The organism is Methanobacterium sp. (assembly GCF_038562635.1).
In the GTDB taxonomy this organism is placed as follows: Archaea; Methanobacteriota; Methanobacteria; order Methanobacteriales; family Methanobacteriaceae; genus Methanobacterium_D.
Map to the genome: position 1 here is coordinate 791,361 of NZ_JBCFBO010000001.1, position 25,026 is coordinate 816,386.

Sequence of the window (25,026 nt, forward strand, 5' to 3'; positions counted from 1 at the left end):
AATGAGTATATCCTAATTAAACACCCTATTTGGTGGAGCACTATTTTAAAACTTTTATTAAATATTTTGAACTATTTCCACAACAAATATATGGTTTAAAAGGGTAATCTAACTAAGGTGATACCATGGATAATAAAGAAAAAGTAATCAAAGCTTTTAAAGACTCAGAAGAACCATTAAACGCCACCAAAGTCAGCCAGATTTCTGGCGTCGATAAAAAAGAAGTTGACAAAATAATGAAAGAACTAAAAAAAGATGAAACTATTTATTCCCCTAAAAGGTGCTACTGGACATTAAAAGAATAAATAGTCGTATTTTTTATTTTTACTCAATTTTATTTATAAAAACATTTTAAAAGGAATATTTGCATACAGCAAGATTAAATGAATTAGTAACTTATTCAATTGCTCACTTCATAAGTTATGCAGTTATTAATTACATAACACATTTTAGCAGTGCTGTTAAGCAGTGCTCACAAGATATACTCTAAAAATAAAGTAAGCTGATTAAGAGCAAAATATTTTTTAAATTCTCAAATAGCTTGAAATAAACGCAAAAAAAGCAAAACCTCCAATAAAAGCTAATGCTGCAAGCCTTGCTTCCCCATTTCTGTGAGATTCAGGTATAATCTCTTCAGCAGTTACTGTTAATAAAATACCTGCAGCAAAAGCCAGTATGATATATTCTACAATAGGAGGCTGCCCTTTAACAAGGAAATACCCTGCAGATGCACCTAACAAAACAGGTAAACTTGCAAAAAGGTTTAAAATTATTCTTAAATTCTTTTTAATGCCCCTCTCTTTGAATGAAGCAATAGTAGCAAAACCTTCAGGTATATCTGCAGAAACTACACCTAATGCGACTAAAAAACCAATTTGTAAATCTATTAAAGACCCGGCACCGATTAAAAGACCATCAGTAAATGAATCTATTGCAACGCCAAAAAAGATTGCCCAAGCAGTTGTTGAGTGATTTAGATTACCTAATCTGCCCTGTACGAAGTTAATCAGTTGATCGATAGTAATAAAAAAAATACCACCTACAATAAATGCTAATATAGTTATCCATGGTGTGTTCGATTTTAAAATTTCAGGCATTAATTCTATACTAATTACAGCAAGTATAATCCCTGCCGCTACGTGCAAAGCTAAACTTAAATTTTTTCTGTCTATTTTTAAAAATTCTGCAGCAATACCGCCAGAAAAAGTTCCTATGGCAGGCAGTAACGAGAATAATATGACTAACAAGAATTCATTCATGTTTACACTTTAAAGTTATATTAAACCAATTATTTTATTTTTTATATTTTTTATAAATAATAAAACATATTACAGCTATCAATATTCCAATAATCACTATTTCTTCAGATATACCAATTTCAGATTTTATAATCCCGTATAAACTTCCAAACTGCCATGCCATGACTCCTAAAATAAATGATTTTACTAATGTCCCTCTGAAAGTAATGAGGATATACATTTTAACATCATACTTTATAAAACCGCAAAATGCGCTGATAACAACACTTGGCACTGTCGAAGAGCTCTCGCTGTAAAAATTGATAATGCCATTAAATTATTTTAAAAATACTTCTGTTTTTTCTATTTCCTTCCAGAAAGTCCAAGGTATTTGCCCCAACAGTCAGTAAAGGGTTTGCCAATATAATAAACAATTCCATAAATAAGTAAAGATCCAATGGTAACCCCTGCCGCTGCATGTATAGCTATAATAAGTAAAAGTATCTAGAATGCATGAAGTGAAATGGGGATATTTTCCATTATAAAAAAGCTCGAACCTATTATAACAGCTGTTGATGGTATTGGAGCAATAATCTCTTGAAGGACACTTCCAAAAAAGATGGCCCCTAAAATATATGTGATTATAAATCCTTCTAAAAAAGTTACTAACTCTGTAAACATAGATTGAAACCTCGTTTAAACAATATTTTCTATGATTAAACAAAAATTGTTTTTTTTTGTAACAAGCAATTTTAAAAAATAGAGTTAATCAGATTTTGCACATGTTTAATATGTAATTTGACTTACAAATACATTTTAATAGGTATAATTTCAGATTTTTAAATTTATGGCCTAATCCTAAGTTGAGATCTTCTAATTAATTAAATAAATCAGGTAAATAATATAATAAAAGTGATTAAGTTAACCAGTTATTCACTTTATAAGTTATACACTTACTAAGTTACGTTTAATGTAATGCAGAATATGTCAGAAGGTTAGATGCCATAATCTACATTTGTCTCACCTGAAAGGAAAATTGTCAAATCATGAAATTTTTGTTATCACCAATAAATTCATTTAAAAAAAATATCAAAATTTAGCCGCCAAACTGCATGAATTATCCATTATTTAATTATAAATACAGTTTTATATTTTAAGGCAAAAAACTTGAAAATACATCCCTCCACTGAATTTCACCCTAACCGCATTAAGAGTGCAACTTATAAGTTATAATGAAATGTTTATATACTAAAACGTTTACATTATAAGTTAAGTGGAATTAATCGCTCCACTTAAGGAGATGTAATCAAAATTGCTTTTTCATCTCCTTTCATCCCCTTCCACAAACTTGTTATCTATTAAAATTGATCTTCAACTTATTTTACAATTAAAAAATTACAACAAAAAATAAAATACTCCCTTTTTAACTAATAGAACTTATTCAGTTATTCAATTATTAAGTTACACAGTTATTAATTATTTAACTCATTAATGAAGAATACTTTAATATTTATCTATTTAAAAAAAAGTAAAATAATTAAAGACATACAATACGTCTCTATTTTTAAAAAAAAGTTAAAATTTGCTTAAATTACAGCAGATTAACTGTATACTGGTCGAAATTTCAGCAGGTCTTTAAAAAAACAAAAAACATTATAGAAGCATGAGGAAATGTTGATTTTGAAGTCATTTTAGTAGAACCTAAAGACAAATTAATATATATACTGTTAAATAAGAAAGTAAATGCTGCTTTAAAAGGATCTTTTAGCTCTACAAAAATTTTTAGTGTTTTAAAAAAAAAGTAGTCCCTAAAATTTACAGAACTTCTTTTTTAAAATTAAATAACCCTCAATTTCTTTTAGCCCCTGTTGGAATTAGCGAAGTAAATAACATGGAGGATAAACTAAAAATTATAGAATTATGGACGTTTAATTTTCAAAAATAATTATATTAATGTAAATAATTAAACATCAAATTCTTTTTATTAAAATAATAAATTCCAAGATCATAAACTATAAATTTACCATAACTGATGAATAAACAGGAGATAATATGACTGCAGACACTTTAAAAAGAAGACAGCTTAAAAAAGAATTATTTGCATTTTTGATCATTACTTTTACAGCTACTTATATACTTAATTTTGTTATGTATGCAATTTCAGGACCTATATCAGCAGTACCTCCTGTATTATGGACTGTTACCATAGCCATCAACATGTTCATACCTGCTGCAGCTGCCATCATGTGCATGCTTTACTTCCAAAAGGCACTTACAAGGGAAACAAAAATTATTTTCACCTTCTTCTTGATATATGCCATGGTATTTACCATTGAATCATATGCACACCCAATTCAAGCAGGTTCTCTGGCAGATATGCCAATATTTGCCATGATTATCAGTATTTTAGGGTTTTTAACCTTGGTGATATTGAACTTAAAGAAAAAATGGAGAGACGGGTTAACTTCTTCAAAGTTATCCTTTGGAAAAAATCTAAGGTACTACATCATCCTACCAGTTATACTTTTTTTGATGCTAACCCTTAGTTATGTTCTTAATTATTATACTGGATTGGGAGTTCCTACCAAAGAATTCAGCCCAGTCAGCTATTTCATCTATTCTATAGTTACAGGAATACTGTATATATTCATATTATGGCCCAGTTTCTTTGGGGAAGAATATGGATGGAGGGTGTATCTCCAGGACAGGTTATTTCCACTTTTAGGCGGGTATAAAGGAGTATTAGTACTTGGTATTATATGGGGATTATGGCATGCTCCACTTATTGCCTTCGGATTCAATTATCCCGGACAACCAATTCTTGGAAATATCTTAATGATCCTTCTCACCATCGTGCTGGCCGTTATTTTCAGCTACGCTGTTTTAAAGACAGGAAGCGTCTGGATAGCTGTGCTGCTGCATTTAGTCACAGATGCAATAGAACTCCCAGCTAACTATTACCTCGGAATATCCAAAGATCCCATACTATCATTTGGAATAGGAATATTTGGCATAGCGCTTTTAGCAGTATTTGCTATAGTCCTTTTAAGATCCAGTGTCTGGAAATTAGGTGAAGAAGCACCTGTAAGTACAGAAAAAAATAGCGCATGAACCCTACAAACTACTAATTTTTTTATTTTTAGTCTGCAAAGCTTGAAAAACAGTAAAAAAGCTGAGAAGTTAAACATTTTATCCCATTCTACAGGTTCCAGTATCACTGACACTTTACCCCCTGTATTCAAATGCAGCCATGGTACCTGCATTGGGAACTGTCTGTTTTTCAATCATCATTTTCCACCATCATTTTCAATTTTTTGGGCGTATTAATCCAGAAAATTAAAAACGATCGTATTTTTAACCACATTACCCCCCCCCCCTTAATATTGTTACACCATTTTATACAGGTTCATCTTCTTCCCCAGTTGTTACAAGCCATTAATCAAGTGGCACTTCCCATTCATCAGTTTTACATCCAAGAATTTTTTATAAAATTCTATTGTTTTTCAATCAGCAATTTCCAATCTTGCCCCTAAAAATCATAGATTTTAAGGGATTTATTAGAGTAATTCAATGTAATTAATTCAATATGGGCTGAATTAAACCACCACATAATTGGTGCAAACTTAAACCTGCCCATCTATATTTCATTAACTTATAGCACGATCTACAGAAAAATAAGTCAAATTTTTTGATTGTGGGCCTGTGAAGGAACTAATTATAAATATTTTAAAAAATGTAATAAGTAATATTTTAAATAAAAAATATAATAACTCAAATAAAGAATAATATATCCAAATTTAGTTATTTAAACTATTCAAAATGACCGGATTCACATATATAAAATGTTATACCCCCTAAAAGATATTTTGAATATTTAAACAAAATAAAATGAAAAAGAGATGAAAAAATGTCCAATAAAAAAGCAGTTAAATTGAATTACAGATGGGATGGTGATGAATAATGATAAAGACTGCTAAACCAGAAGAAGAGCTAAATCTAATAGCTGAAGAAGGTAATGGAAAATTGTATGAATGCAAAGGGTTTTTAGTCCCTGTTCTTTCCGGTTCCAGCAGGGAAATGGGTACCCAGTACGGAAACATGATGGTAGAATCAATGCAAAAGGCCTACGATGTGCTGGTGAAGCCTGCATTCAAATCAGGAGTTCTTACAGATGAAGATGCCACGGTGTGGACTGAAAGAGCAGTTTCAACATTTTCAAATCATAACAGGGAGTTTTATAAAGGTTTAGAAAAAAGTACGGGATGGTCACAGGTTAAAATAGGCATACTAGATCAGTTAATGGAATTTGGAGCTTATCAAGCTGCTTTACATATTTTTTCAGGGTGCACATCCATTTTCGCCTGGAAAAACTTCTCCAAGGACGGGCACATGTATATCGGACGAAATATGGATTGGAGTATGCAGTACAACGAGTTCCCCCAGGTTTTAACTGTAATCAATCCTGATGACGGTCGCTACCGCTATGCAAGCATTGGATGGCCAGGAATATACTGTGCCCTTACTGCACTTAATGAACACGGTGTTTACCTGGACGTCCACGATGGTACCAGCATGGGAGGGATCGTAATTTATAAGGATCGCCCGCCGATTACAGGCATACTAAGTGACATAATTTCAGATACTGCATCAGTAGAAGGGCTTATTAGACGTTTAAACGGTACCAACTGCAGTGCATCCTTAATTTTGAATCTTGCAGATGAATCAAGTGCAGCATCCATGGAATGTTCCTCTTTGGGCGGTAACAGGGTTCGACTTTCAGACAATAATTCTATGGTGGCTGTAAATTCATTTTTAAACCCCGACTGGGGAATTCACAGGCGAGACACACTAAGCCACTCACTGGAACGTTTATCCAACATGACCCGCAGGTTGGACGAAAATAAAGGCAGTATTGACGTGGAAAAGACATGTGAACTCATGGACCTGCAACTTTTCGAGGCAGACGGTACCCTCGGTAAGGGATGTACCAAGCCCACCAAAATAGACATCGACCAGACCACCCACCAGGTAGTGACCGATGTCTCAAAGAGAAAGATCTGGCTCAAAGTACCAAACCCCGACTATTTTGTAGACTGGACGCCCTTTGACCTGAAAACACTCTGGAGATAACGCAATTAAATAATTTAGATAAAAAATGCCATTACCAAATGCAATTTATAGGTGTTACTCGTATATTTAAAGAGTAGTAACTGCTCATTATGCAAATAGTATGGAAAAAAGCTAAAACAAAACTGTTTAAGCAAAATGATTAGATTAATTTATTCCTTTTATTTTTTAAAATACATCATTTTATATAGTATCAAAAATAGAAAGTTATTCAAGCCTTTTTAGGCTATATTAAGGACGTGAAAAATTGTTTAAAAATAATTACGGAAGAGATAATAGAGGAAATTCTTCTCCTATAAACGAAGGCGAAGAATACGATGTTAAAATAGAAGATATGGGAAGAGATGGAGACGGAATCGCTAAAATAGAAGGTTTCATAGTTTTTGTAAATGGAGCTAAAAAAGGCGATGAAGTTAAAATTAAAATCAATTCTGTAAGAAGAAACTTTGCTTTTGCAGATGTAGTAGAATAGCTTAATTTAGGTTTTAAGTTAATTTTTAATGCTCTTAATCTATATTAATGCTTCAAATTGTACTACAATTATAGTGAACGTTTTTTTTATTAAGATGTCACGTCTTATCATTAAAACTACGGATCATGAGCTTTTAAAATTTAATTTTCATTTAAATTTATCTATTTTTTAATTTTTTTAAACTCCATTACATATTTTATTGAATTAAAAGAGGAATAATATGGCAGATTATGGTATTACTGGAGTTAAATATGATAGTATCGGCAAACACATTGAATGGGTTAAAGTCGGTGAATTCACAGGTAGTTCCTTTGGAATACGAGAAAACTGGCTGCGGACTAAAGTGATTTCAGAATTTGAGAAAGGAAAAACTTTCATAACAGTTTTAAAACACGGCGATAGATTAAAAAAAGGATCAGATATAAGTATAGTTACTGTAAATGGAAAAAAATATATCCGCACAGACAATAACGATAAAAATTCTGACAATTTAAAAGATATTCCTGAATTTTTATAATAATACAAAAATAAATTATTAGTTTTTAATTTCTAAATCTGGTTTTAAATATTCCAAAAATTAAAGAGAAACCTTTATATACTTAAAATCTTACATTAGAATAATGCATGATTGTATAAAGAGCACACGAATTTCTATACCTTTTTTACAGTCTCTTTATCATTTAACCTTTTGTAAAAATACTTTACAAACTGGAATTCAGTAAAAGGCTAATTTTTAAAGATATGTATTAACTTTACCAAAAAAATAAAAAGACTTATATATACATAAACATGATAGATTTATAATTATAATTATAAATAATAACAAATTAAAAAAGAGTGGTTTGATGCTTACATCTGTTCAAAAAGAAATATTGCAAAGCTTGATAAACCTTTACCGGAAATCAAAAGGCAAATCCATTAAAGGAGAAGAAATTGCCGAGCTTATGAGCCGTAACCCCGGGACTATACGGAACCAGATGCAGTCCCTTAGAAGTTTAGGACTTGTTAAAGGTGTCCCCGGACCCCGTGGAGGTTACAAGCCGACCATAGAAGCATATCACACTTTAAATATCAGCGCGATTGATAAAGAAGCTTTGGTGCCCATATTCAAAAAAGGAAAAAGAGTGGGAGACTTAAGCGTTGCCAAAATAGAATTTACAAGTATCCCTCATCCAGGAGAATGTGAAGCCGCCATAAAAGTGGTGGGAAACATTAAACAACTTGACCTTGGAGACAGGATAAAAGTGGGCCCAACACCCGTGAACAAGCTCATAGTAAACGGCATGGTGGTGGGAAGAGACGACGTGGATAACCTTCTGCTCCTTGATACCACAAATATAAGGAGTATCCCCAAAAAATCAGTGATCGAAGTTGCAAGCCACAACCTCATAACATTGAAGCCTTCCATGAATGTAAAAGACGCTGCAACAGTTTTATCTGAAAACAAAATAGAAGGTGCCCCTATAATTGAAGATGAAGAAGTAGTGGGGATTTTAACCTTAAGTGATATATCAAAGGCAATTGCAGAGGGAAAAGAAAACCTCAAAATCACAGAACTCATGTCAAAAAATATCATAACTGTTGAAAAAGACCTTATGATTGCAGACGCCATTGAAGTTATGAATAAAAACAAAATAGGCAGGCTTATTGTGGTGGATAACGATAATCTTCCGCTTGGTATCGTAACAAGAACCGATCTTCTGGATAAAATAGCAGGTATAAAATAATTCAAAACTTTTTTTTAATTTAACTGTATATTTTAAATTTAATTAATTTTATTAAGCCACCCATAAACTATATGGAAAATAAATTTAAATAATTATTTTTAATTTTAATTATTTTTAATTTGATTGATTAGGGATGTGAAAACTTGAAAATTCAACACATGGAAGTCAAAGAAAACATGAGCGTTCTTGATTTAATAGAAGAAATGGGAAAATCAGGAGTTTTAGGCGCGGGCAGAGTATCTAAAGCTACACAATTATTTGCAGATTCAATTAAAGATGAAGACACATCAATTTTTTTAAGTGTTGCAGGCCCTCTGGTACCAGGGGGACTTCGAAAAATAATTTTTGATCTTATAAATGACGGCTTTGTAGATGTTTTAATAACAAGCGGGGCTAATATAACCCATGATCTGGTTGAATCCTTCGGCGGGGGACACTACAGAGGTATCAGTGCCGATGATGAAGAGTTGCAGAAGCATGGAATGGGAAGAATTGGGGATGTTTACACTAAATCACATGATTTTGAAGTATTTGAGGAAAAGATCAGCGAAATTCTAAGTAAAATTGCAGAAAAAAAGAAAATCATTTCAATTAGAGAGTTCCTGTTTGAAATTGGAAACATGATTGAAGATGAAAATTCAATACTTAAAATAGCGGCCGAAAAAGGCGTTCCAATTTATGCACCTGGTATAATCGACAGCATGCTTGGCCTTCAGCTCTGGATGTTTACCCAGGATAAAGAACTTCACCTTGATGCTGTTGGAGACATGCATGAGCTTTCAGATATTGTATTTGATGCTAAAAAGGTAACAACTGTGCTCCTTGGGGGAGGTTTACCTAAACACTATGCCCTTGCATCCAACCTCCTTAAAGGAGGAGTAGATGCAGCTATTCAGGTAACTATGGATAGGAGTGAAACTGGGAGTTTAAGTGGAGCACCTTTAGAAGAAGCAAAATCCTGGGCAAAGGCAAAGGCTGGTTCTAACCTTGTAACTGTAATTGGGGATGTGACTATAATCTTTCCAATGATGGTTGCAGGTGCAAGGGAAATTATAGCACGCTGACCATATAAAACAATTACAGTGAAATAGTTATTCATTAAAATGAGTTTATTACTTACAATTGTGGATATAAACAAATTTTTAAATGGAATCCACTAATTAGCTAAAAAATTAATTAAAATAGACGTAAATTACGCCTATTTTTTGATACGAGTTAATCTAACTGAGATTAACTTTCAACATACCTTTCTGGATGTTCCAGAAAGAGCTTTTTACTGCAAAGTGAACAGAAATAATATGTTTTACCATCATATCCTGCCACGTGTTTAGCAGTACTTGGATCAACTTCTTTTTTAAATACGGGATCTACAAACACACTCATTATGGTGTCTGCTGTCATTTCTTTTTCAAGATCTAAACCCATTTTTACACCACCTATTAAAAATTTAAAATTTTGGATGCTACGAAGCTATTGAAAATCTTTGATTTTCAATGTTTGCAAAACTGAAAGTTAGAAAAACGAAACGTGCAAAAACATTAAGTTTTTGTGCATTCGAAATCTTTGATTTCGAAAGTTTTTCTACACCAAAAATCTTTGGTTTTTACATGTCCGAAAATTCGTAGAATTTTCACATGGAAACTTCCAATTTTAACGGCTTATAATTAAGTAATGTAAAAACAAAAAAATAGTTTTCGGTTTTATTGTATGATCCATCCTCTCAAGAAGTATTTACAGGTATTACTGAATTTTTGGAAAATAAATGTACATTTTTTCTACAAGCATCTTCAAGTCTGCATTACATGTTTTAAAGCTTTTTTATGCATTTTTGGTAAGATGGACATAAGTGTACTCATAATACCGGTTTTTCTTTACCGTCCTATGACCACCCCCCTTTTATTATATGATACCTGTTATGTTTTTCTTAATATAATAATTTTTTGTAAATAATTATTAAATTACATATCTACAAAAACTTAAATTACTTTAAACTCAAAGATAATATTTGATAGTTTGTTGAATTACCACAGAAAATTTTACATTTTAATTAAAATAATTCAAAATACCAACTTAATGTTTTTTTAATCTATTATTAAGTTTATAAAAACTTTTAAATGTATAATAAAAAATTTTCTACCTTTAATTATTTAACCAGTGATTTTTATGTTAGAGATACCCCTTTACGCTTTATCTGGATTTTTTATGAAAATATCAGATGATATGCATGATAAAAAAAATAACATGGTCCTTGGAATACTTGCAGGGATTTTATGCGGATTAATGTTAGGATACTTAGTTACAATTAGTGTAGACGCTGCATATATCTTCTTTGGAGTTTTCATTGGCACTTTCCTTTCAAAAAAAGTGAACTGTATTAACCACATAGTTACAGCACTTATATTTGTTGTAATTGTTTTTTTATTAGGTTTTCCTGCAATTGGAATAGGCACATTAGCCATATGCACAATTGCAGCTTATATAGATGAAATAGGCAACGATAACAAAAGAATTTATGAAAAAAGCAAGATACTAAAAATATTTTTTGAGTACAGATTTGCCCTTAAAACAGCGATTTTAGTACTTGCAGTACTTGGAGTTATTCAGAGCTTTTATCCCGGCTTTAAAATCTATGGAATTTACTTCTTAGGAATTCAGACCTTTTTATATTTCCTGCTGTTTGAGATATCCTATGAATTTGCTGGTTTAAAATTCGATGCTATTTACGATAAAGTTTACAGCGTGATCGGGAACCTTAATAAGAGCAGTTAAATTAAAAAAATAAGATAATTATCAATGTTTCGAATTATATCTTTCACACTTTAGGGTCTTCTGATAGGCAGATAAACCATTTACAATTATCTATAAAACATATAACATGTTTAAAAATTCAAAATAAACATAAAACAAAAAAAAATAAGATAATTAAGATTTAATGCTCCGAATTATATCCTCTACAGCTTTTTTAGGATCTTCTGATAAGTAGATAGATCTTCCAACAATAAGGGCATCTGCAAATTTTAATGTATCTTTAGGGTCTCCTCCCTGAGTCCCAACTCCAGGAGATATTAAAAATGAATCCTTTTCTATAACAGACCTGATCTTTTCAAGGCGGTCCAGTTTAGTTGAAGGCCCTACAAAATTAGTGATTCCCAGATCCACACCCATTTTTGCGATGTCTTCTGCATGCTGCTGCAGGAACATGGAAGCGCCAGGATGGGACATTTCAGTTAAAAGAAACACGTCTTTACCATACTTTTCTGCAGAGTTCATGCATGCAAGTGCGCTGTCATCACCAACAAATCCATGGACAATTATCGCATCTGTTCCCGCCTCAAATGTAACATCTGCTATTTTTCGATTAGTTGCAGGTATATCTGCAACTTTAAAATCCGCGATTATGCTGCAGTTAAATTCTTCTTTAATGGCTGTTATAGACTGAAGTCCCTCACTTAAAACCAGAGGATAACCTATTTTAATTGTATTTAAGTAGTCTGAAACACTTTCAACAATCCTAAGTGCTTCTGTCATATTTAAAACATCAAGAGCTAAAATTATATCATTTTCAACTTCCATAATTTTAGTATATGAGACTAGTTTAAATGATTTTCCAATTAGCCAAATACATTTAAATTAGTTTCTCATCTGCATTTACATCCCACACTGCGTAAGTTGATCACTTATTAAGTGAATAACTTGTTAATCCTTAATTCAAAATTTAAAAATTAACACAATTGTGGTTTAAAATTTTAATAAAAAAGTTCATTTAAACAGGTAATATATCCCGGACACTGAAAGGAGACATCAGTGTCCAGGAAAGTTCAGTGGTCTAATTAATAATAAGTTTGTACTTATTAATAAATTTTACCTTTTAATACATGACGTGTTAAATAATATCTCCTTTTGTCAATTTTTCCAACTGATGCATAATGCAAAATCACTTAATAGAGGATAACCCAAAACAGATGCATTCAAGAAGAGATTCCTGACTGTTTACTGGATAAATCTCTCTATGAATTTTGCATATACAGGCCTTGTGATAAAAATTCCTATAAGTACTCCTATAATGGTAGTGAATGCAAAACCTGCCAGGATTCCGATTCCAGCATAGCCTCTGCTGAATCCTATATATGCCAGTGGAAGCATGGCAGCGATGAGGGTAGCAGCAGATGTAAAGACTATGAAAAATGCCCCTTTAATCCTCATTCTCATAGTGGCACTTCTTCTTTTGGATTCTTTGCTTTCTTTTGATCCTTTTTTCTTTAAAACTTCATCAGTGATGATTAACTGGTCATCTACCCCCGTACCTATAGCTGCAATAATACCTGCAATAGCCGGTAAATCTATATTCCACCTTATTATAGACGCTACTCCAAGAATTAAAAGTAATTCCACAAGACTTGTGAGTATTATTGGGATTACAAGCAAAGGAATTCTGTAACGTAAAAATATGATAATAGACACCACTATAACTGCAAGTAAACCTGCAACCAACGCTCCTGTTCTAAACTGGTCTCCCAGTTCAGCTGAAACACTGCTAACTCCAGCAACACTAACCTTTACTGGTAAAGCCCCAGATTGAAGCACTGCTTGTATGTTCCTGGCTTCATTTTCAGCAGCTTCTCTGGTTTCTGCCGTTCCTGAGACTTCAACCTCTGTTGTAGGCGTCCCTGTTGCAAGGCCTTCGCTTAAAACGGGGGATGAAACCAATTGATTATCAAGATACATTTCCACGGGTTGTCCAGCCTTACCTTGTGCAACCTGTGCAAAACGATTAGCACCTGCAGTCGATACAGTAAATGGTACACTCCACTGAGTTCCAGTAACCTGGTATGGGCGGACATTTGTTATATCTGTCCCTGTAAGTGCAGTCTGGTTATCTATTCTGGCCTCAAATGCACCAGGAGTCCCAACTATATTTGTAACTTCTTCCGGCCTTACTCCCGCTATTTCAACAATTACATCCTGATCTCCACTAGCCCTCACATTAACGTCCCTCACGCCAAATATGTTAAGCCGCCTGTCAAGGACTGTTACGACAGTATTCATCGTATCCGAGTCAACAGGATGTTCTAAATGAATTTGTATGACTGATCCACCTTCTAAATCCAGCCCCTGCTGTATACCTAATACTGAAATTGAAATAATACTGCCTATAGCCAGCACAATGAGTAATATAACCCTATAATCTTTTAAAAAGTCTGTAATTTCGCTCATTAACGTCCACGCTCCAGGTACCATCTCAGTATTCCAAGGTTCATTAACCAGGTTACAAGCACATCTGCAGCAAGACCTATTATAAGAACTGCTGCAATATCTGCCAGTACCTCTGCAGATGGAATTAATAAAACAACAACAATATAAAGAGTTGCCATTGCACTAATGGAAGTAACTGCCATTGTTAAACCTGTTTTCATAGCATCAACCGCTCTTTCTGTAACAGTTCCTTCCCTACGCCTCAATACACGCGTGGTAAGCAAAATATCTGTATCCACACTGTACCCAATGAGTAAAAGTAAAGCACCTACTGATGCCAGTGAAAGAGGTATTCCAAACAGGGACATTCCACCAGCTGCTATAATAATATCAGACAATGCAGCAAGAATAACTGCTATAGAAGGTACGAAGTTTCTAAATACTACAAATACAGTCACTGCCATGAATATAAATGCAAAAAGTATTGCCCAAAAAATTTGATTCAACGCCTCAGCACTTAAAACGGGCCCAACAGATCTAAAACCCAGTATAGATGCTGTTCCATTTAATGTATTCCTTAAAATACCCGGATTTACTTCCCCACCAATTTCAACTGTAGACTGATTAGAACCAACTAATTGAACACTCACATCATTTGTTCCCAACCCGCTACTTATTATAGTCTCTAGTTGAGTTTGGCTTACTGGTTCTTGAAGCTGAAGATCAGCTATTGTACCTCCCCTTAGTTCCACACCATAATTTAAACCATTCACTGCCAAAATTACCACTGCTATTAAGGTAATAATTACAGGAATCGCTATTAATGGCTTGTAAGATTCCATAAGTTTTTCAATTTTCATTAAAGCACCATAAATAAGTTTTACAATATTAAACAACAGATCTAACTATACTTAACAGATGTTAAATCCCCAAAATTATTACTTATTTTAATTTTTATATTAATTATTTTATATATTTTGCATCGAAAAAGTTCGTGCATAAGTTGATTTCTCTAATACTAACCATCATAAGTTTACATAAAAAAGTAAAATACAACCTATTTTTTTATACTCAAAAACAATTAAATCCAACACAATAAAAGTAAAATTAACACCAGATAATATACCGCAAACAGCAGCAAATAATGCATAAATTAAGGAGTGAATTTAAAAAATAGCTTTTAAAATATGATTTTTAAATTATTGACCTAAAATAGTAACAGATTACCTAATAAAATACCTTAAAATTTACTAAAAACTTATAAAAGCTTTCAAATATGATTTTTTGCACATGAACGATATGTAAAATTATATAAATCATAATTAACAGTTATTAACATAATTTGATACAAAAAATTGATAAGGGGATATAAAATGAGAAAAAATATTTTGTTGATAACCGCAATACTTTCAATGTTTGTTTTTGGGCTTCAACTGGCAGAACCAGCTTCTGCAGCCAGCATAAAACAAGTAGATCATGGTTCATATAAAATTAATGGGCCAAATAATTATTATTTTATCTATTCATGGAAAACATACCAGTACAAAACAAGTTATGTAAAAATAAATGTTTATGTAAAGTTCAAAGGGCAGAAAACACGGACTATGACCACTACCCTTAGAAAGGAAAGTAAATACATATTACAAGTTCGTGAGTTTTACAACAAAAAATGGGCAATTACATATTATACTCCCGAAAAAAGAACTGCTGCACAATACTACTGGAGAGTAGTCAGGCCATCAATGCTGGGGCAAAACGTAATAATTGGCGGCAGCGGATCGGGTTCTGGAAGTAGCAGTGGAACTGTAACTTCTAATGCAATAAAACATTAAGTTAACTGATTTATTGCTTTTTAGATATTTAGCACTAAAAAATCTTTTTAACATATTTTTATAGGTATGCATCAATTAAATAAAAAAAGTATTTAATGGAAATTTAACCCTGTGATGTAATTTCCTATTGGTCCAGTAAAGTTAGCTTCAATAACTGCCGCAACTGCAAATAAAATTACTGCAATTAAAAGTAAAGCTATGGAATCCTTAAATTTCAGATAATCGTTATTTACATATGTTTTTCCTCTCAAGCTGTTTATTAAATCAGCGATTATAGTTGTGAGCCTGAAACCTGCAGCACTAGCTATAATAAGTGCCGGAATTTCAAATATGCCGTGAGGTACTATATAACTCATAAAAACTAGAGGGCTAACAGTGTTATGATTAATAGCGCCGCCGCCCATAAAATATCCTAAAAAAGCCCCTAAAATGAACCCGTTAAGAGACAATAATCCTGCAGTAACTATTCCAATAATTCCACCGGCATAAATCATAAAGGCAGTTCTAACATTGTGTATGAAAATGGAAGCAGTGGATATATCAACTGCACTGTTAATTGTATTAGAAAGTAGTGTAAGGAAATACCCAACACCATCAGGTAAAAAGTAGCCTGCAAGTACACCAATAAAAAAAGATGCACAGAATATAATAACTGAAACAGTTAAAATCTTCTTATTTCGCTTAAAAACACCCCTAAAAATATTATATTTACTTAAAGACTTATTATTAAAAATTGATATGGACATTTAATGTTTCTCCTTCTTTATTTACATCATAAATTATGAATATTATTTCATAAATATTACATACCATCATTAATGTAGATAAACACATACTTATAAATTTTACTAAATGTAGAGGAAAAGTGAGTTATTTTTTGGCAAATATGCGGTAAAAATATGTAAAATTAAAAAAGAATAAAAAACTTAGACTAAAAAAATATAAAAAAGCCTTTAACACGTTTTATGTTAGAGGCAAAAAAGATTCTCTTAAGCTAATAAAAAGTTATAAACTTTTAATAGCTAATTCAATATCTGCTGCTTTGACTGTTTTTCTTCCAGCGTGCTTTGCAAGTTTAACAGCTGCTAAAGCTATTTCTTCGCCTTTTTCTTCTAACACTTTTGTTAAAGATTCTGTTGCATCTTCACTAACTCTCTGTGCACCAGCATTTTTTATTATTCTACTTACTGGAGCAAATGGTAATTCTGTCATAAATGACCGCCTCCGTTATTTTACCAATATACTGTGTATAAATAACCTTATATAAATTTATGGTTTTATTATCTAATAATTTTAAAAATTATGTGCTTTTTACTCACTTAAAATAAATTAATTCAATTTTTTGGCATCAATTAATAAAGTATTAATTATTAACACAACTTGAAAATTTTAGGACAGGAATATAATTAATTTTACTTAGAGAAATTCAAATTCTTCACAATACTTTCTAACTCAACCTAAATCATATTGTGGAGCCTTGTTTAAACATACACCGTCTTCCAGTTTTATATATTTATCCTTGTTTAAGCAATAACTATCCCTATAACTAATAGAAATCCAGTTTCTTGACTCATTTCTGCAATGATCATTTCAAACAGGTGCCCCTCGTTTTTTAAATTAGATATTTCATACCATTTTTTAAATAGTATTGAGTTTATCTGCAGGTTACCAGCGAAATGGTCAAAAACAGGAAACTTCATATAATCTCTCAAGTATACTTTAGAAAAAGTAAGCGTTTTTACATACTGCGGATATCTATTTTAAAATTAGCACCATAAGCTTTCATGAGAAGTTAATTTATAGATAGAATATATTATTTTTGAGATAGGACTTAATTCCAGAACCCATGAGTATAAACTGAATTACATCTTAAATTTTAATCTAAAATTTAATATTAATAAGGATATTTAAAGCCCATGTTTAGTCTTTAACCAACTGTATAATAATTAAACGTTATAAAGACAATTACATAATAAATTAAATTAATTAAAGGTTTATATTGAATAAATAACTTCTTTTTTATTTTTATCTGTTTTACTATTTATTTTACTTTTTGAAAAATACTTTTTCTACATCCATTAGGTTCTTCGCATTCTTTATATTCGCACTCATAATATCTTGATAAAACTCCAAATTTATTCTATTTTTAGTATGTTTAAATGAGATATTTGTTTATAGTCTGAATCAATGGTAAGTGGTCACTCTATCAAAGAAGTTGAGAATGATAAAAAAGAATGAAAAATGAATAAGTTATTTAAAGTTCTTGCAACAAAATTATAATTTAAGGAGGAATTACATGGTTGAATCAGAAAGAAGAGATTTAGATTATCTGGTAAAAGAACTAGAAAATGGAGAGAGGAGTAGAAGGGAAGATGCTGCTGAACTTCTTGCAGAATTAGCAGACCCCAGAGCCGTAGATCCCCTAATTAAAGCATTAAAAGATGAAGATTCTCATGTTAGAGAAGCTGCAGCTCTTTCATTAGCTGTTTATGAAGATACTAAAACTATTGAACCATTGATTGAATTACTGAACGATAGAAAAGCTAGTGTTAGATATGCTGCAGCAATAGGTCTTTCGGGAGTAGGGGATAATCGAGCAATAGAACCGCTTGAAAAAGCGTTAGAAGACGAAAGTCAGGTTGTAAGGAAAGTTGCCCAGCTGGCTTTAAATTCAGTAAAAGAACGACAATAATCTGCCATATATAATATATCAACAAAAATAAAAGGCTTTAGTAATGAACACCACCATATAATCGTTATAGGATAAATAAAGTTCAATTAAAAAATTTAATTGGAAGTACAGGAATTAGGAAAAACTAAATCTTTTAACTATAAAATATAAAAAAAATAATTAAAAATCGAGATAATATCGTTAGAACGAGAACTTATGATCATTCCTAATTTCATTTAAATTCTTTTAATCATCTCAAAACAGTTCACTTTTAGATATTTACCCTAAATAGAATAATGCAATTATCATGTTCAACTTCCATAATATTTTAATTTTAGGAGAGTTAGAAATGATTGACAAAAAAGAACTTGTAGATATGATAGAAAAAGTAAAATTGGAGCGGATGCAAACAAATAAAGATGTTTGGGAGAAACATATCTATTTAGATAATAATAAAGTACTGATAATTGGTTATGAAGAAGAAGAGGTAACTGATAAGCAAGATCCTGAAGAAGAAACTGTTAAAAACTATTATTGGTTTTGGGAGCTTAGAGATTCACAGACATGGGATGTTCTATTTGAAAATCATGACAAAAGTTTTAGTTTTTGTGAATCTGAAATAGGAACCTACAGTGATCAAGAACGTGTAGAAGACATAGTTGGCGATATTGATGAAGCAGAAGTATGTGGTTGGAGTGAAAAAGACTTGATTAAAGATATTTCTGAAGATATCGCAGATAAAGTAATTGAATGGTTAACACCTATCAAAAGATAAGTAAAATAAAAATAATCGGAATTTCATGGATTTCGAGTAATATGGGCTTTTTTTGTAAGTTCAAATAATTTCAATGAAGAATTTTATAATTGGAATAGTAAAAATTAGCATTGTTTTAATTACATAACTTCATACTGTTTTTAATTCAGTATATGTAAAAATAGGGTTAATTATGTCATGATTTCTGGAGTTTTGAAAAATGGCGGTAAGTAGATATTATTGCAACTGCTCCTTAGTCCATTTCTTATTAAATTAAGAATTGAAATGAATGTTGCCACAATACTAATAGTATTATGTTCATAAATATTAATATAAACTAAAATTATAAAATTAATAAAGATTAAAGGTGAACTGAATGTATAAAAAAATATTATTGCCAACAGATGGTTCGCAACCCGCTCATAAAGCTGCAGAACAGGCTATATGGATTGCAATTATGAGTAATGCAGAACTTATAGTATTACATGTAATTGATACATCTATATTTACTGGATTACCATCAAAAGAATCCATATCAAAAGTTAAAGAACTGTTAAAAAATGAGGAAAAGAACTACTTTAACGCAGTTCAGGATATTTTATTAAAATATAAAGAAAAATATAACATTGAAATAAAATTAGTTTTCATGAGCAAAGAAGGCCATCCTGCCCATACAATTCGTAAAATTGTTGATAAAGAAAATATAGATCTAGTTGTTATGGGCACTTCAGGAAAACATGGAATGGACAGGTTTTTACTTGGAAGCGTAGCAGAAAGAGTAGTAAGAACCGCATCCTGCCCCGTACTAGTAGTACGCTAAAATTCCAATTAAAAAAGTATTTTAAAATTATTACTAATTTTTATAGTTTTAAACTTTTGATTTTAAAGCCATAAATTTATATGAATATATGCCATTTAAAAGGTATTATACAAAAGAATAAGGTTTATTAATGCCTTTACGTTTCATTTTCCAAAAATAGAATAAAATAAAACAATTTAATCATAAAATAAACTTTTCTTTTGAATTATGAGCAAATGATAGTGATAATTTTTTGGATATTTCAAAAAATGTTGTCTATTTTGTCAAGGAATACTAAGTAGTTATAAAAATTGTTATATGCAACAATGTATGGTTATTATTACTATAAATAAGATTTACATACTTTAAAACTGTTTAATTTCTATCAAAATGTTTAATTTTAATTTATTTTTTACAGCATTTAATAATTATTTTATAAGTTACATTAAAATTGTTAGTATATTCGTTTTGAATAAAATAATCAAAAATTTTATTAATTAAAAAGTTATTAATATAATACTAGATATGAAATATTTTATTACGCAATATTTTGCTGTAAACAGCATAAAAATAACTAATAGGCTATATTTTCATGAATAATTTTTTAATTATTTATTTATTACAAATATTTTTGAAATTATAGCTATTTGACGCGATTTAACGATTATTTTGAATTTATAACATATTAAATATCTTAAAAAAAATATAAAGGAGGTGAAAAAGATTAGAAAACAAACGATTACAAAGAAAGACAATTTTAAACATATTAATGAATATAATAAAGCTAAAATGAGTATAAAGGAGGTGAAAAAGATGAAAAAACAAACAATTACAAAAAAAGACAATTTTAAATCCATTAATGGGCACAATAAAGCTAAGGTCATGGTTCCATTACTGCTTTTAAGCCTGGTTTTAGTATTTTCGTTCGCTGTCAGTGATGTTGCAGCTGCTCAGGGAACATCTAATAACACAGCAGTTACCTCAAACAATTTAACTGAGGTTAATTCAAGTTTAGAGGATTCAAATACGGCAGTTCAATCCACGTCGGATATTAATACCTCAAATTCTAATAAATCATCTAATTCTTCAAATTCTAATAACTTATCTAATTCTTCAAATTCTGGAATTAATCAAACTTCAAAAGATCCACAGATCTATAATGGAGGAGTGCCGGTTGCTCGTGGAGGAAATCCTCCAGGATATGTTTATCCCACAATCGCAGCAGCTATTACTGATGCTCAAAGCGGTGACACCATAATGCTTGAGGACGGGGCAACCTTTCAAGAACATGGTCTTGTTGTTAACAAAAATCTGAATTTTGACGTATTTAACAACGGCCATGCCACTATAGACGGTCAAAATTTAGGAACCGTATTTATAATCGGCAACGGCACAACAGTCAACATGCAAAATCTAATAATCATTAACGGGAATGGAATGAATGGTGGAGCTATCTACAATAACGGGACATTAACCGTAAACAACAGCACATTTGCTAACAACACTGCAACACAGAATGGTGGAGCCATCTACAATGATGGAACATTGAATTATGTCTCAACCACACGTACAAGTGAAACCGTAACAAATAATGGTGGAAATTTAACCGTAAACAACAGCACATTCACAAACAACAGTGCACAAAATGGTGGGGCCATCTACAACGCTGGAACCATAAACATAAGCACTAGTACCACACTCACTGATTACACCATAACACAGAATGGTGGAGTATTAAACGTAAACAACAGCACATTCCTAAACAACACCGCAACACAGAATGGTGGGGCTATCGCAAACGATGCAACATTTAACGTAGTAGGTTTTAGCACACTCACACGTGCAGTCGTAACACAGAATGGTGGAACAGCAACAATATCTGGCAGCACATTTATAGGTAACAGGGCAAATAATGGTGGAGCCATTAGTAACCTTGCAACCTTAAATACAGCTCAAAGCACACTTACTGGAACTGCCACAACAGGTACAACCGCACTTAATAGCGGAACAGTAACAGTAACTAACAGCGTCATAATAGGCAACACCGCAACACAGAATGGTGGAGCCATCTACAACGGCGCAAGAACATCTGTATCTGCCAGTACATTCACAGACTACACCATAAATAATGACGCAACAATAACCGCAAGGTTTAATACTATAGCAGGCAACTCTGCATTGGCTGGTGGAGCTATCTACAACGATGCAACATCAACTGTAACTACCAGCACACTCACACGTACCACATTAAATAATGATGCTACAGCAACAACAACCGATAATGTACTTGTGGGCAACAACGCAACAACAGGTAGAGATATCGTCAATAATGTAGAAACAACCCAAAACGGCAACGTAATAACCGTAAGTTTCATAAATAATACCGGAACAGTAGATGCTAGGCGTAATTGGTGGGGAGTTGGTACTGGACCATCACCAGGAGATGCTGTACAAATTGGTATAGGTACATTAGATACATCAGGCTTCTTGAATTATACTATGGGTATAACCATTACAGCCAGTAACAGTGCACCTAACGTAGGTCAACCGTTCACTTACACCATAACTGTAACTAACAACGGGCCTGATACAGCTACAGATGTTCAGGTAGCTGATGGTATACCTGCTGGTTTAACCTTTAACGGTTACGCAGCAAGCCAAGGTACTTATAACAATGCTACTGAAATATGGAACGTTGGACCCCTTGCTAGTGGTGCTAGTGCAGTATTACAACTGACTGTTACACCTACCGCTTCTTTAGCCGGTATGAACGTGACTAAAAATGCAACGTTAATAAACACAAACCAAACTACTAATGTAACCGTATCTATACCTGCAGCTGTATCTAATGTGACAATAACTAAAACCGCAAGTAACAGCTTGCCTAATGTGGGCCAGCAGTTCAGTTACACCGTAACTGCAACCAACAACGGCCCAGGTACTGCTAACAATGTTCAGGTAACTGATGTAATACCTGCTGGTTTAACCTTTAACAGTTACACCGCAAGTCAAGGTACTTACAACAGTGCTACTGGAATATGGACTGTCGGAACACTCGCCAGCGGTGCTAGCGCAGTACTACAACTGTTCGTCACACCTACAGCAGCTGCAAGCGGAACAACCATAGTTAACACTGCATCAACATCAGGACAAAATGCCAGTGCAACTGTAGTTGTACCTACAACTCCTGTGTCTAATGTGACACTAACCAAAACCGCAAGCAACCTTACACCTGCTGTAGGTCAACAGTTCAGTTACACCGTAACTGCAACCAACAACGGCCCAGGTACTGCTAACAATGTTCAAGTGACTGATGTAATACCTGCTGGTCTAACCTTTAACAGTTACACCGCAAGCCAAGGTACTTACAACAGCGCCACAGGAATATGGACTGTCGGAACACTCGCCAGCGGTGCTAGCGCAGTACTACAACTGTTTGTCACACCTACAGCAGCTGCAGCCGGTACAAGTATAGTTAACACTGCAACATCACCAGGACAAATAGCTACCGCAACTGTAGTTGTTCCGGTAACTCCTGTGTCTAATGTGACTTTGACAAAGACTGCAAGTAACCTTGCACCTGCTGTGGGTCAGCAGTTCAGTTACACCGTAACTGCAACCAACAACGGCCCAGGTACTGCTAACAATGTTCAGGTAACTGATGTAATACCTGCTGGTTTAACCTTTAACAGTTACACCGCAAGCCAAGGTACTTACAACAGCGCCACAGGAATATGGACTGTCGGAACACTCGCCAGCGGTGCTAGCGCAGTACTACAACTGTTCGTTACACCTACAGCAGCTGCAGCCGGTACAAGTATAGTTAACACTGCAACATCACCAGGACAAATAGCTACCGCAACAGTTGTTGTTCCGGTAACTCCTGTGTCTAATGTGACACTAAACAAAACCGCAAGCAACCTTACACCTACTGTGGGTCAGCAGTTCAGTTACACTGTAACTGCAACTAACAACGGTCCAGGTACTGCTAACAATGTTCAGGTAACTGATGTAATACCTGCTGGTTTAACCTTTAACAGTTACACTGCAAGCCAGGGTACTTACAACAGCGCCACAGGAATATGGACTGTCGGAACACTCGCCAGCGGTGCTAGCGCAGTACTACAACTGTTTGTTACCCCTACAGCTTCTGTAGCAGGAACAACTGTAATTAACACTGCAACATCACCAGGACAAATAGTCAACGCACCAGTAGTTGTATCTACAACTCCTGTGTCTAATGTGACACTAACCAAAACCGCAAGCAACCTTACACCTACCGTAGGTCAGCAGTTCAGTTATACCATAACTGTAAAGAATAATGGTTCAGGTACTGCCAACAATGTTCAGGTAACTGATGTAATACCTGCTGGTTTAACCTTTAACAGTTACACTGCAAGCCAGGGTACTTACAACAGCGCTACTGGAATATGGACTGTCGGAACACTCGCCAGCGGTGCTAGTGCGACATTACAACTGTTTGTTACCCCTACAGCTTCTGTAGCTGGTAAAAACATAGTTAACACTGCAACAATACCCGGTCAAAATGCTAGTGTAACTGTACATGTACGTCCAAATAAGGTAGTGATAATCCACATAACCAAGGTAATAATATCAAAAGTAGTAAATGTTCACGCAGCATCAATGTACAATCGAAATCATGGAATATCATCAAATTCAAATAATAACGCCCAAAACCAAAAAGTTCCAATGCAGTCTGCTGGTGTTCCTATAATGCCTTTACTGTTAAGTGTACTGCTGGTGATAACCGGTTTTGCAAATAACACAAGAAAAAAATAAAATAGGAAATAGTAAATGTGACAAAATCTATTTCCATCCTTTTTTTATCTTTTTTTATTATATTGATTTATATCTCATTCTTTTGTTACTACGACCAAATATGTCATCAAACATCATGTAATGTTTCTTGGAGCTGATTCTAATTATCTACTTACATATTGAGCACATTCAACTAGAGTAAATTTATTGTAATGCTTAGGTAAAACCAATATTTTTTGTAATAATTTATACTTGTTATTCAAATAATATGCACTATAATTCCATTTTCCCAACTTAAGGAGTCACAAAGATTTGAGTATACTCAACAATTTTTAACTAGTACAATTGCATATCTTCAAACAGTTAATATCTACATATCTACTTTATTCCAGTTTTGGAACTACTTTCATTTGTTATATATTTTAATTTGGATT

At 32.9% G+C, this 25,026-nt stretch carries 23 protein-coding genes; 13 read left to right on the plus strand and 10 right to left on the minus strand.

Annotated features, from left to right (window positions below):
• Positions 1 to 125 precede the first annotated feature (125 nt).
• On the plus strand, positions 126 to 305 hold the full coding sequence (locus tag AAGU07_RS03825; RefSeq protein WP_342457880.1) for a MarR family transcriptional regulator: 180 nt from the start codon (positions 126 to 128) through the stop codon (positions 303 to 305).
• Positions 306 to 524: 219 nt separating this feature from the next.
• Here the strand turns inward: AAGU07_RS03825 and AAGU07_RS03830 are convergent, their stop codons facing one another.
• The 3 genes from AAGU07_RS03830 to AAGU07_RS03840 all read right to left on the minus strand — a co-directional run bounded on the left by AAGU07_RS03830 (position 525) and on the right by AAGU07_RS03840 (position 1,919).
• The gene (locus AAGU07_RS03830) at positions 525 to 1,259 is read right to left on the minus strand and encodes a ZIP family metal transporter (protein ID WP_342457881.1); all 735 of its coding nucleotides are present in this window, start codon (positions 1,257 to 1,259) and stop codon (positions 525 to 527) included.
• 34 nt (positions 1,260 to 1,293) lie between these two features.
• Positions 1,294 to 1,533 carry a hypothetical protein gene (locus tag AAGU07_RS03835; RefSeq protein WP_342457882.1) on the minus strand — a complete coding sequence of 80 codons (240 nt, stop codon included), beginning with the start codon at positions 1,531 to 1,533 and terminating at the stop codon, positions 1,294 to 1,296.
• 209 nt (positions 1,534 to 1,742) lie between these two features.
• Entirely contained in the window at positions 1,743 to 1,919 is a 177-nt protein-coding gene (locus tag AAGU07_RS03840; RefSeq protein ID WP_342457883.1) for a hypothetical protein, read from the minus strand.
• Between the two features lie 1,371 nt (positions 1,920 to 3,290).
• Here AAGU07_RS03840 and AAGU07_RS03845 point away from each other — a divergent pair.
• The 6 genes from AAGU07_RS03845 (at position 3,291) to AAGU07_RS03870 (ending at position 9,628) form a co-directional block, all read left to right on the plus strand.
• The gene (locus AAGU07_RS03845; protein WP_342457884.1) at positions 3,291 to 4,349 is read left to right on the plus strand and encodes a type II CAAX endopeptidase family protein; all 1,059 of its coding nucleotides are present in this window, start codon (positions 3,291 to 3,293) and stop codon (positions 4,347 to 4,349) included.
• A gap of 849 nt (positions 4,350 to 5,198) precedes the next feature.
• A complete protein-coding gene (locus tag AAGU07_RS03850) occupies positions 5,199 to 6,368 on the plus strand; it encodes a C45 family peptidase (protein WP_342457885.1) in 1,170 nt (389 codons plus the stop codon).
• A gap of 244 nt (positions 6,369 to 6,612) precedes the next feature.
• Complete coding sequence (locus AAGU07_RS03855; protein WP_342457886.1) at positions 6,613 to 6,837, plus strand: TRAM domain-containing protein; 225 nt, start codon at positions 6,613 to 6,615, stop codon at positions 6,835 to 6,837.
• A 220-nt stretch (positions 6,838 to 7,057) separates the two neighbouring features.
• Complete coding sequence (locus tag AAGU07_RS03860) at positions 7,058 to 7,354, plus strand: DUF3892 domain-containing protein (RefSeq protein WP_342457887.1); 297 nt, start codon at positions 7,058 to 7,060, stop codon at positions 7,352 to 7,354.
• 328 nt (positions 7,355 to 7,682) lie between these two features.
• On the plus strand, positions 7,683 to 8,564 hold the full coding sequence (locus AAGU07_RS03865) for a CBS domain-containing protein (protein WP_342457888.1): 882 nt from the start codon (positions 7,683 to 7,685) through the stop codon (positions 8,562 to 8,564).
• Between the two features lie 158 nt (positions 8,565 to 8,722).
• Positions 8,723 to 9,628 (plus strand): deoxyhypusine synthase, encoded by a 906-nt coding sequence (locus AAGU07_RS03870; RefSeq protein ID WP_342459336.1) that lies wholly within the window; start codon positions 8,723 to 8,725, stop codon positions 9,626 to 9,628.
• A gap of 166 nt (positions 9,629 to 9,794) precedes the next feature.
• Here the strand turns inward: AAGU07_RS03870 and AAGU07_RS03875 are convergent, their stop codons facing one another.
• A complete protein-coding gene (locus AAGU07_RS03875) occupies positions 9,795 to 9,989 on the minus strand; it encodes a YHS domain-containing protein (RefSeq protein WP_342457889.1) in 195 nt (64 codons plus the stop codon).
• Positions 9,990 to 10,727: 738 nt separating this feature from the next.
• On the opposite strand from AAGU07_RS03875, the gene AAGU07_RS03880 reads away from it, so the two are divergent.
• The gene (locus tag AAGU07_RS03880; RefSeq protein ID WP_342457890.1) at positions 10,728 to 11,333 is read left to right on the plus strand and encodes a hypothetical protein; all 606 of its coding nucleotides are present in this window, start codon (positions 10,728 to 10,730) and stop codon (positions 11,331 to 11,333) included.
• A gap of 153 nt (positions 11,334 to 11,486) precedes the next feature.
• Here the strand turns inward: AAGU07_RS03880 and pyrF are convergent, their stop codons facing one another.
• The 3 genes from pyrF to AAGU07_RS03895 all read right to left on the minus strand — a co-directional run bounded on the left by pyrF (position 11,487) and on the right by AAGU07_RS03895 (position 14,617).
• Entirely contained in the window at positions 11,487 to 12,137 is a 651-nt protein-coding gene (pyrF, locus tag AAGU07_RS03885) for an orotidine-5'-phosphate decarboxylase (RefSeq protein WP_342457891.1), read from the minus strand.
• Between the two features lie 417 nt (positions 12,138 to 12,554).
• Positions 12,555 to 13,778 carry a preprotein translocase subunit SecD gene (locus AAGU07_RS03890; protein ID WP_342457893.1) on the minus strand — a complete coding sequence of 408 codons (1,224 nt, stop codon included), beginning with the start codon at positions 13,776 to 13,778 and terminating at the stop codon, positions 12,555 to 12,557.
• A complete protein-coding gene (locus AAGU07_RS03895) occupies positions 13,778 to 14,617 on the minus strand; it encodes a protein translocase subunit SecF (protein WP_342457894.1) in 840 nt (279 codons plus the stop codon). The genes AAGU07_RS03890 and AAGU07_RS03895 overlap by 1 nt, the downstream gene beginning before the upstream one ends.
• A gap of 513 nt (positions 14,618 to 15,130) precedes the next feature.
• Here AAGU07_RS03895 and AAGU07_RS03900 point away from each other — a divergent pair.
• Positions 15,131 to 15,589: a hypothetical protein gene (locus AAGU07_RS03900; RefSeq protein ID WP_342457895.1), complete on the plus strand. Its 459-nt coding sequence runs from the start codon at positions 15,131 to 15,133 to the stop codon at positions 15,587 to 15,589.
• Positions 15,590 to 15,681: 92 nt separating this feature from the next.
• Here AAGU07_RS03900 and AAGU07_RS03905 read toward each other — a convergent pair whose 3' ends face one another.
• The 3 genes from AAGU07_RS03905 to AAGU07_RS03915 form a co-directional block, all read right to left on the minus strand.
• Positions 15,682 to 16,335 carry a stage II sporulation protein M gene (locus AAGU07_RS03905; protein ID WP_342457896.1) on the minus strand — a complete coding sequence of 218 codons (654 nt, stop codon included), beginning with the start codon at positions 16,333 to 16,335 and terminating at the stop codon, positions 15,682 to 15,684.
• Positions 16,336 to 16,594: 259 nt separating this feature from the next.
• Positions 16,595 to 16,801, minus strand: coding sequence for a histone family protein (locus AAGU07_RS03910; protein WP_342457897.1), 207 nt, complete (start codon positions 16,799 to 16,801; stop codon positions 16,595 to 16,597).
• 311 nt (positions 16,802 to 17,112) lie between these two features.
• Positions 17,113 to 17,289, minus strand: coding sequence for a hypothetical protein (locus AAGU07_RS03915; protein ID WP_342457898.1), 177 nt, complete (start codon positions 17,287 to 17,289; stop codon positions 17,113 to 17,115).
• Positions 17,290 to 17,885: 596 nt separating this feature from the next.
• Between AAGU07_RS03915 and AAGU07_RS03920 the strand changes: the two genes are divergently transcribed.
• From AAGU07_RS03920 to AAGU07_RS03935, 4 genes are all read left to right on the plus strand, one after another.
• A complete protein-coding gene (locus tag AAGU07_RS03920; protein ID WP_048082347.1) occupies positions 17,886 to 18,281 on the plus strand; it encodes a HEAT repeat domain-containing protein in 396 nt (131 codons plus the stop codon).
• Positions 18,282 to 18,609: 328 nt separating this feature from the next.
• Positions 18,610 to 19,035 (plus strand): hypothetical protein, encoded by a 426-nt coding sequence (locus AAGU07_RS03925; protein ID WP_069582695.1) that lies wholly within the window; start codon positions 18,610 to 18,612, stop codon positions 19,033 to 19,035.
• Positions 19,036 to 19,390: 355 nt separating this feature from the next.
• Entirely contained in the window at positions 19,391 to 19,834 is a 444-nt protein-coding gene (locus AAGU07_RS03930) for a universal stress protein (protein ID WP_048082345.1), read from the plus strand.
• Positions 19,835 to 20,626: 792 nt separating this feature from the next.
• The gene (locus AAGU07_RS03935; protein ID WP_342457899.1) at positions 20,627 to 24,613 is read left to right on the plus strand and encodes a hypothetical protein; all 3,987 of its coding nucleotides are present in this window, start codon (positions 20,627 to 20,629) and stop codon (positions 24,611 to 24,613) included.
• Positions 24,614 to 25,026: the final 413 nt, after the last annotated feature.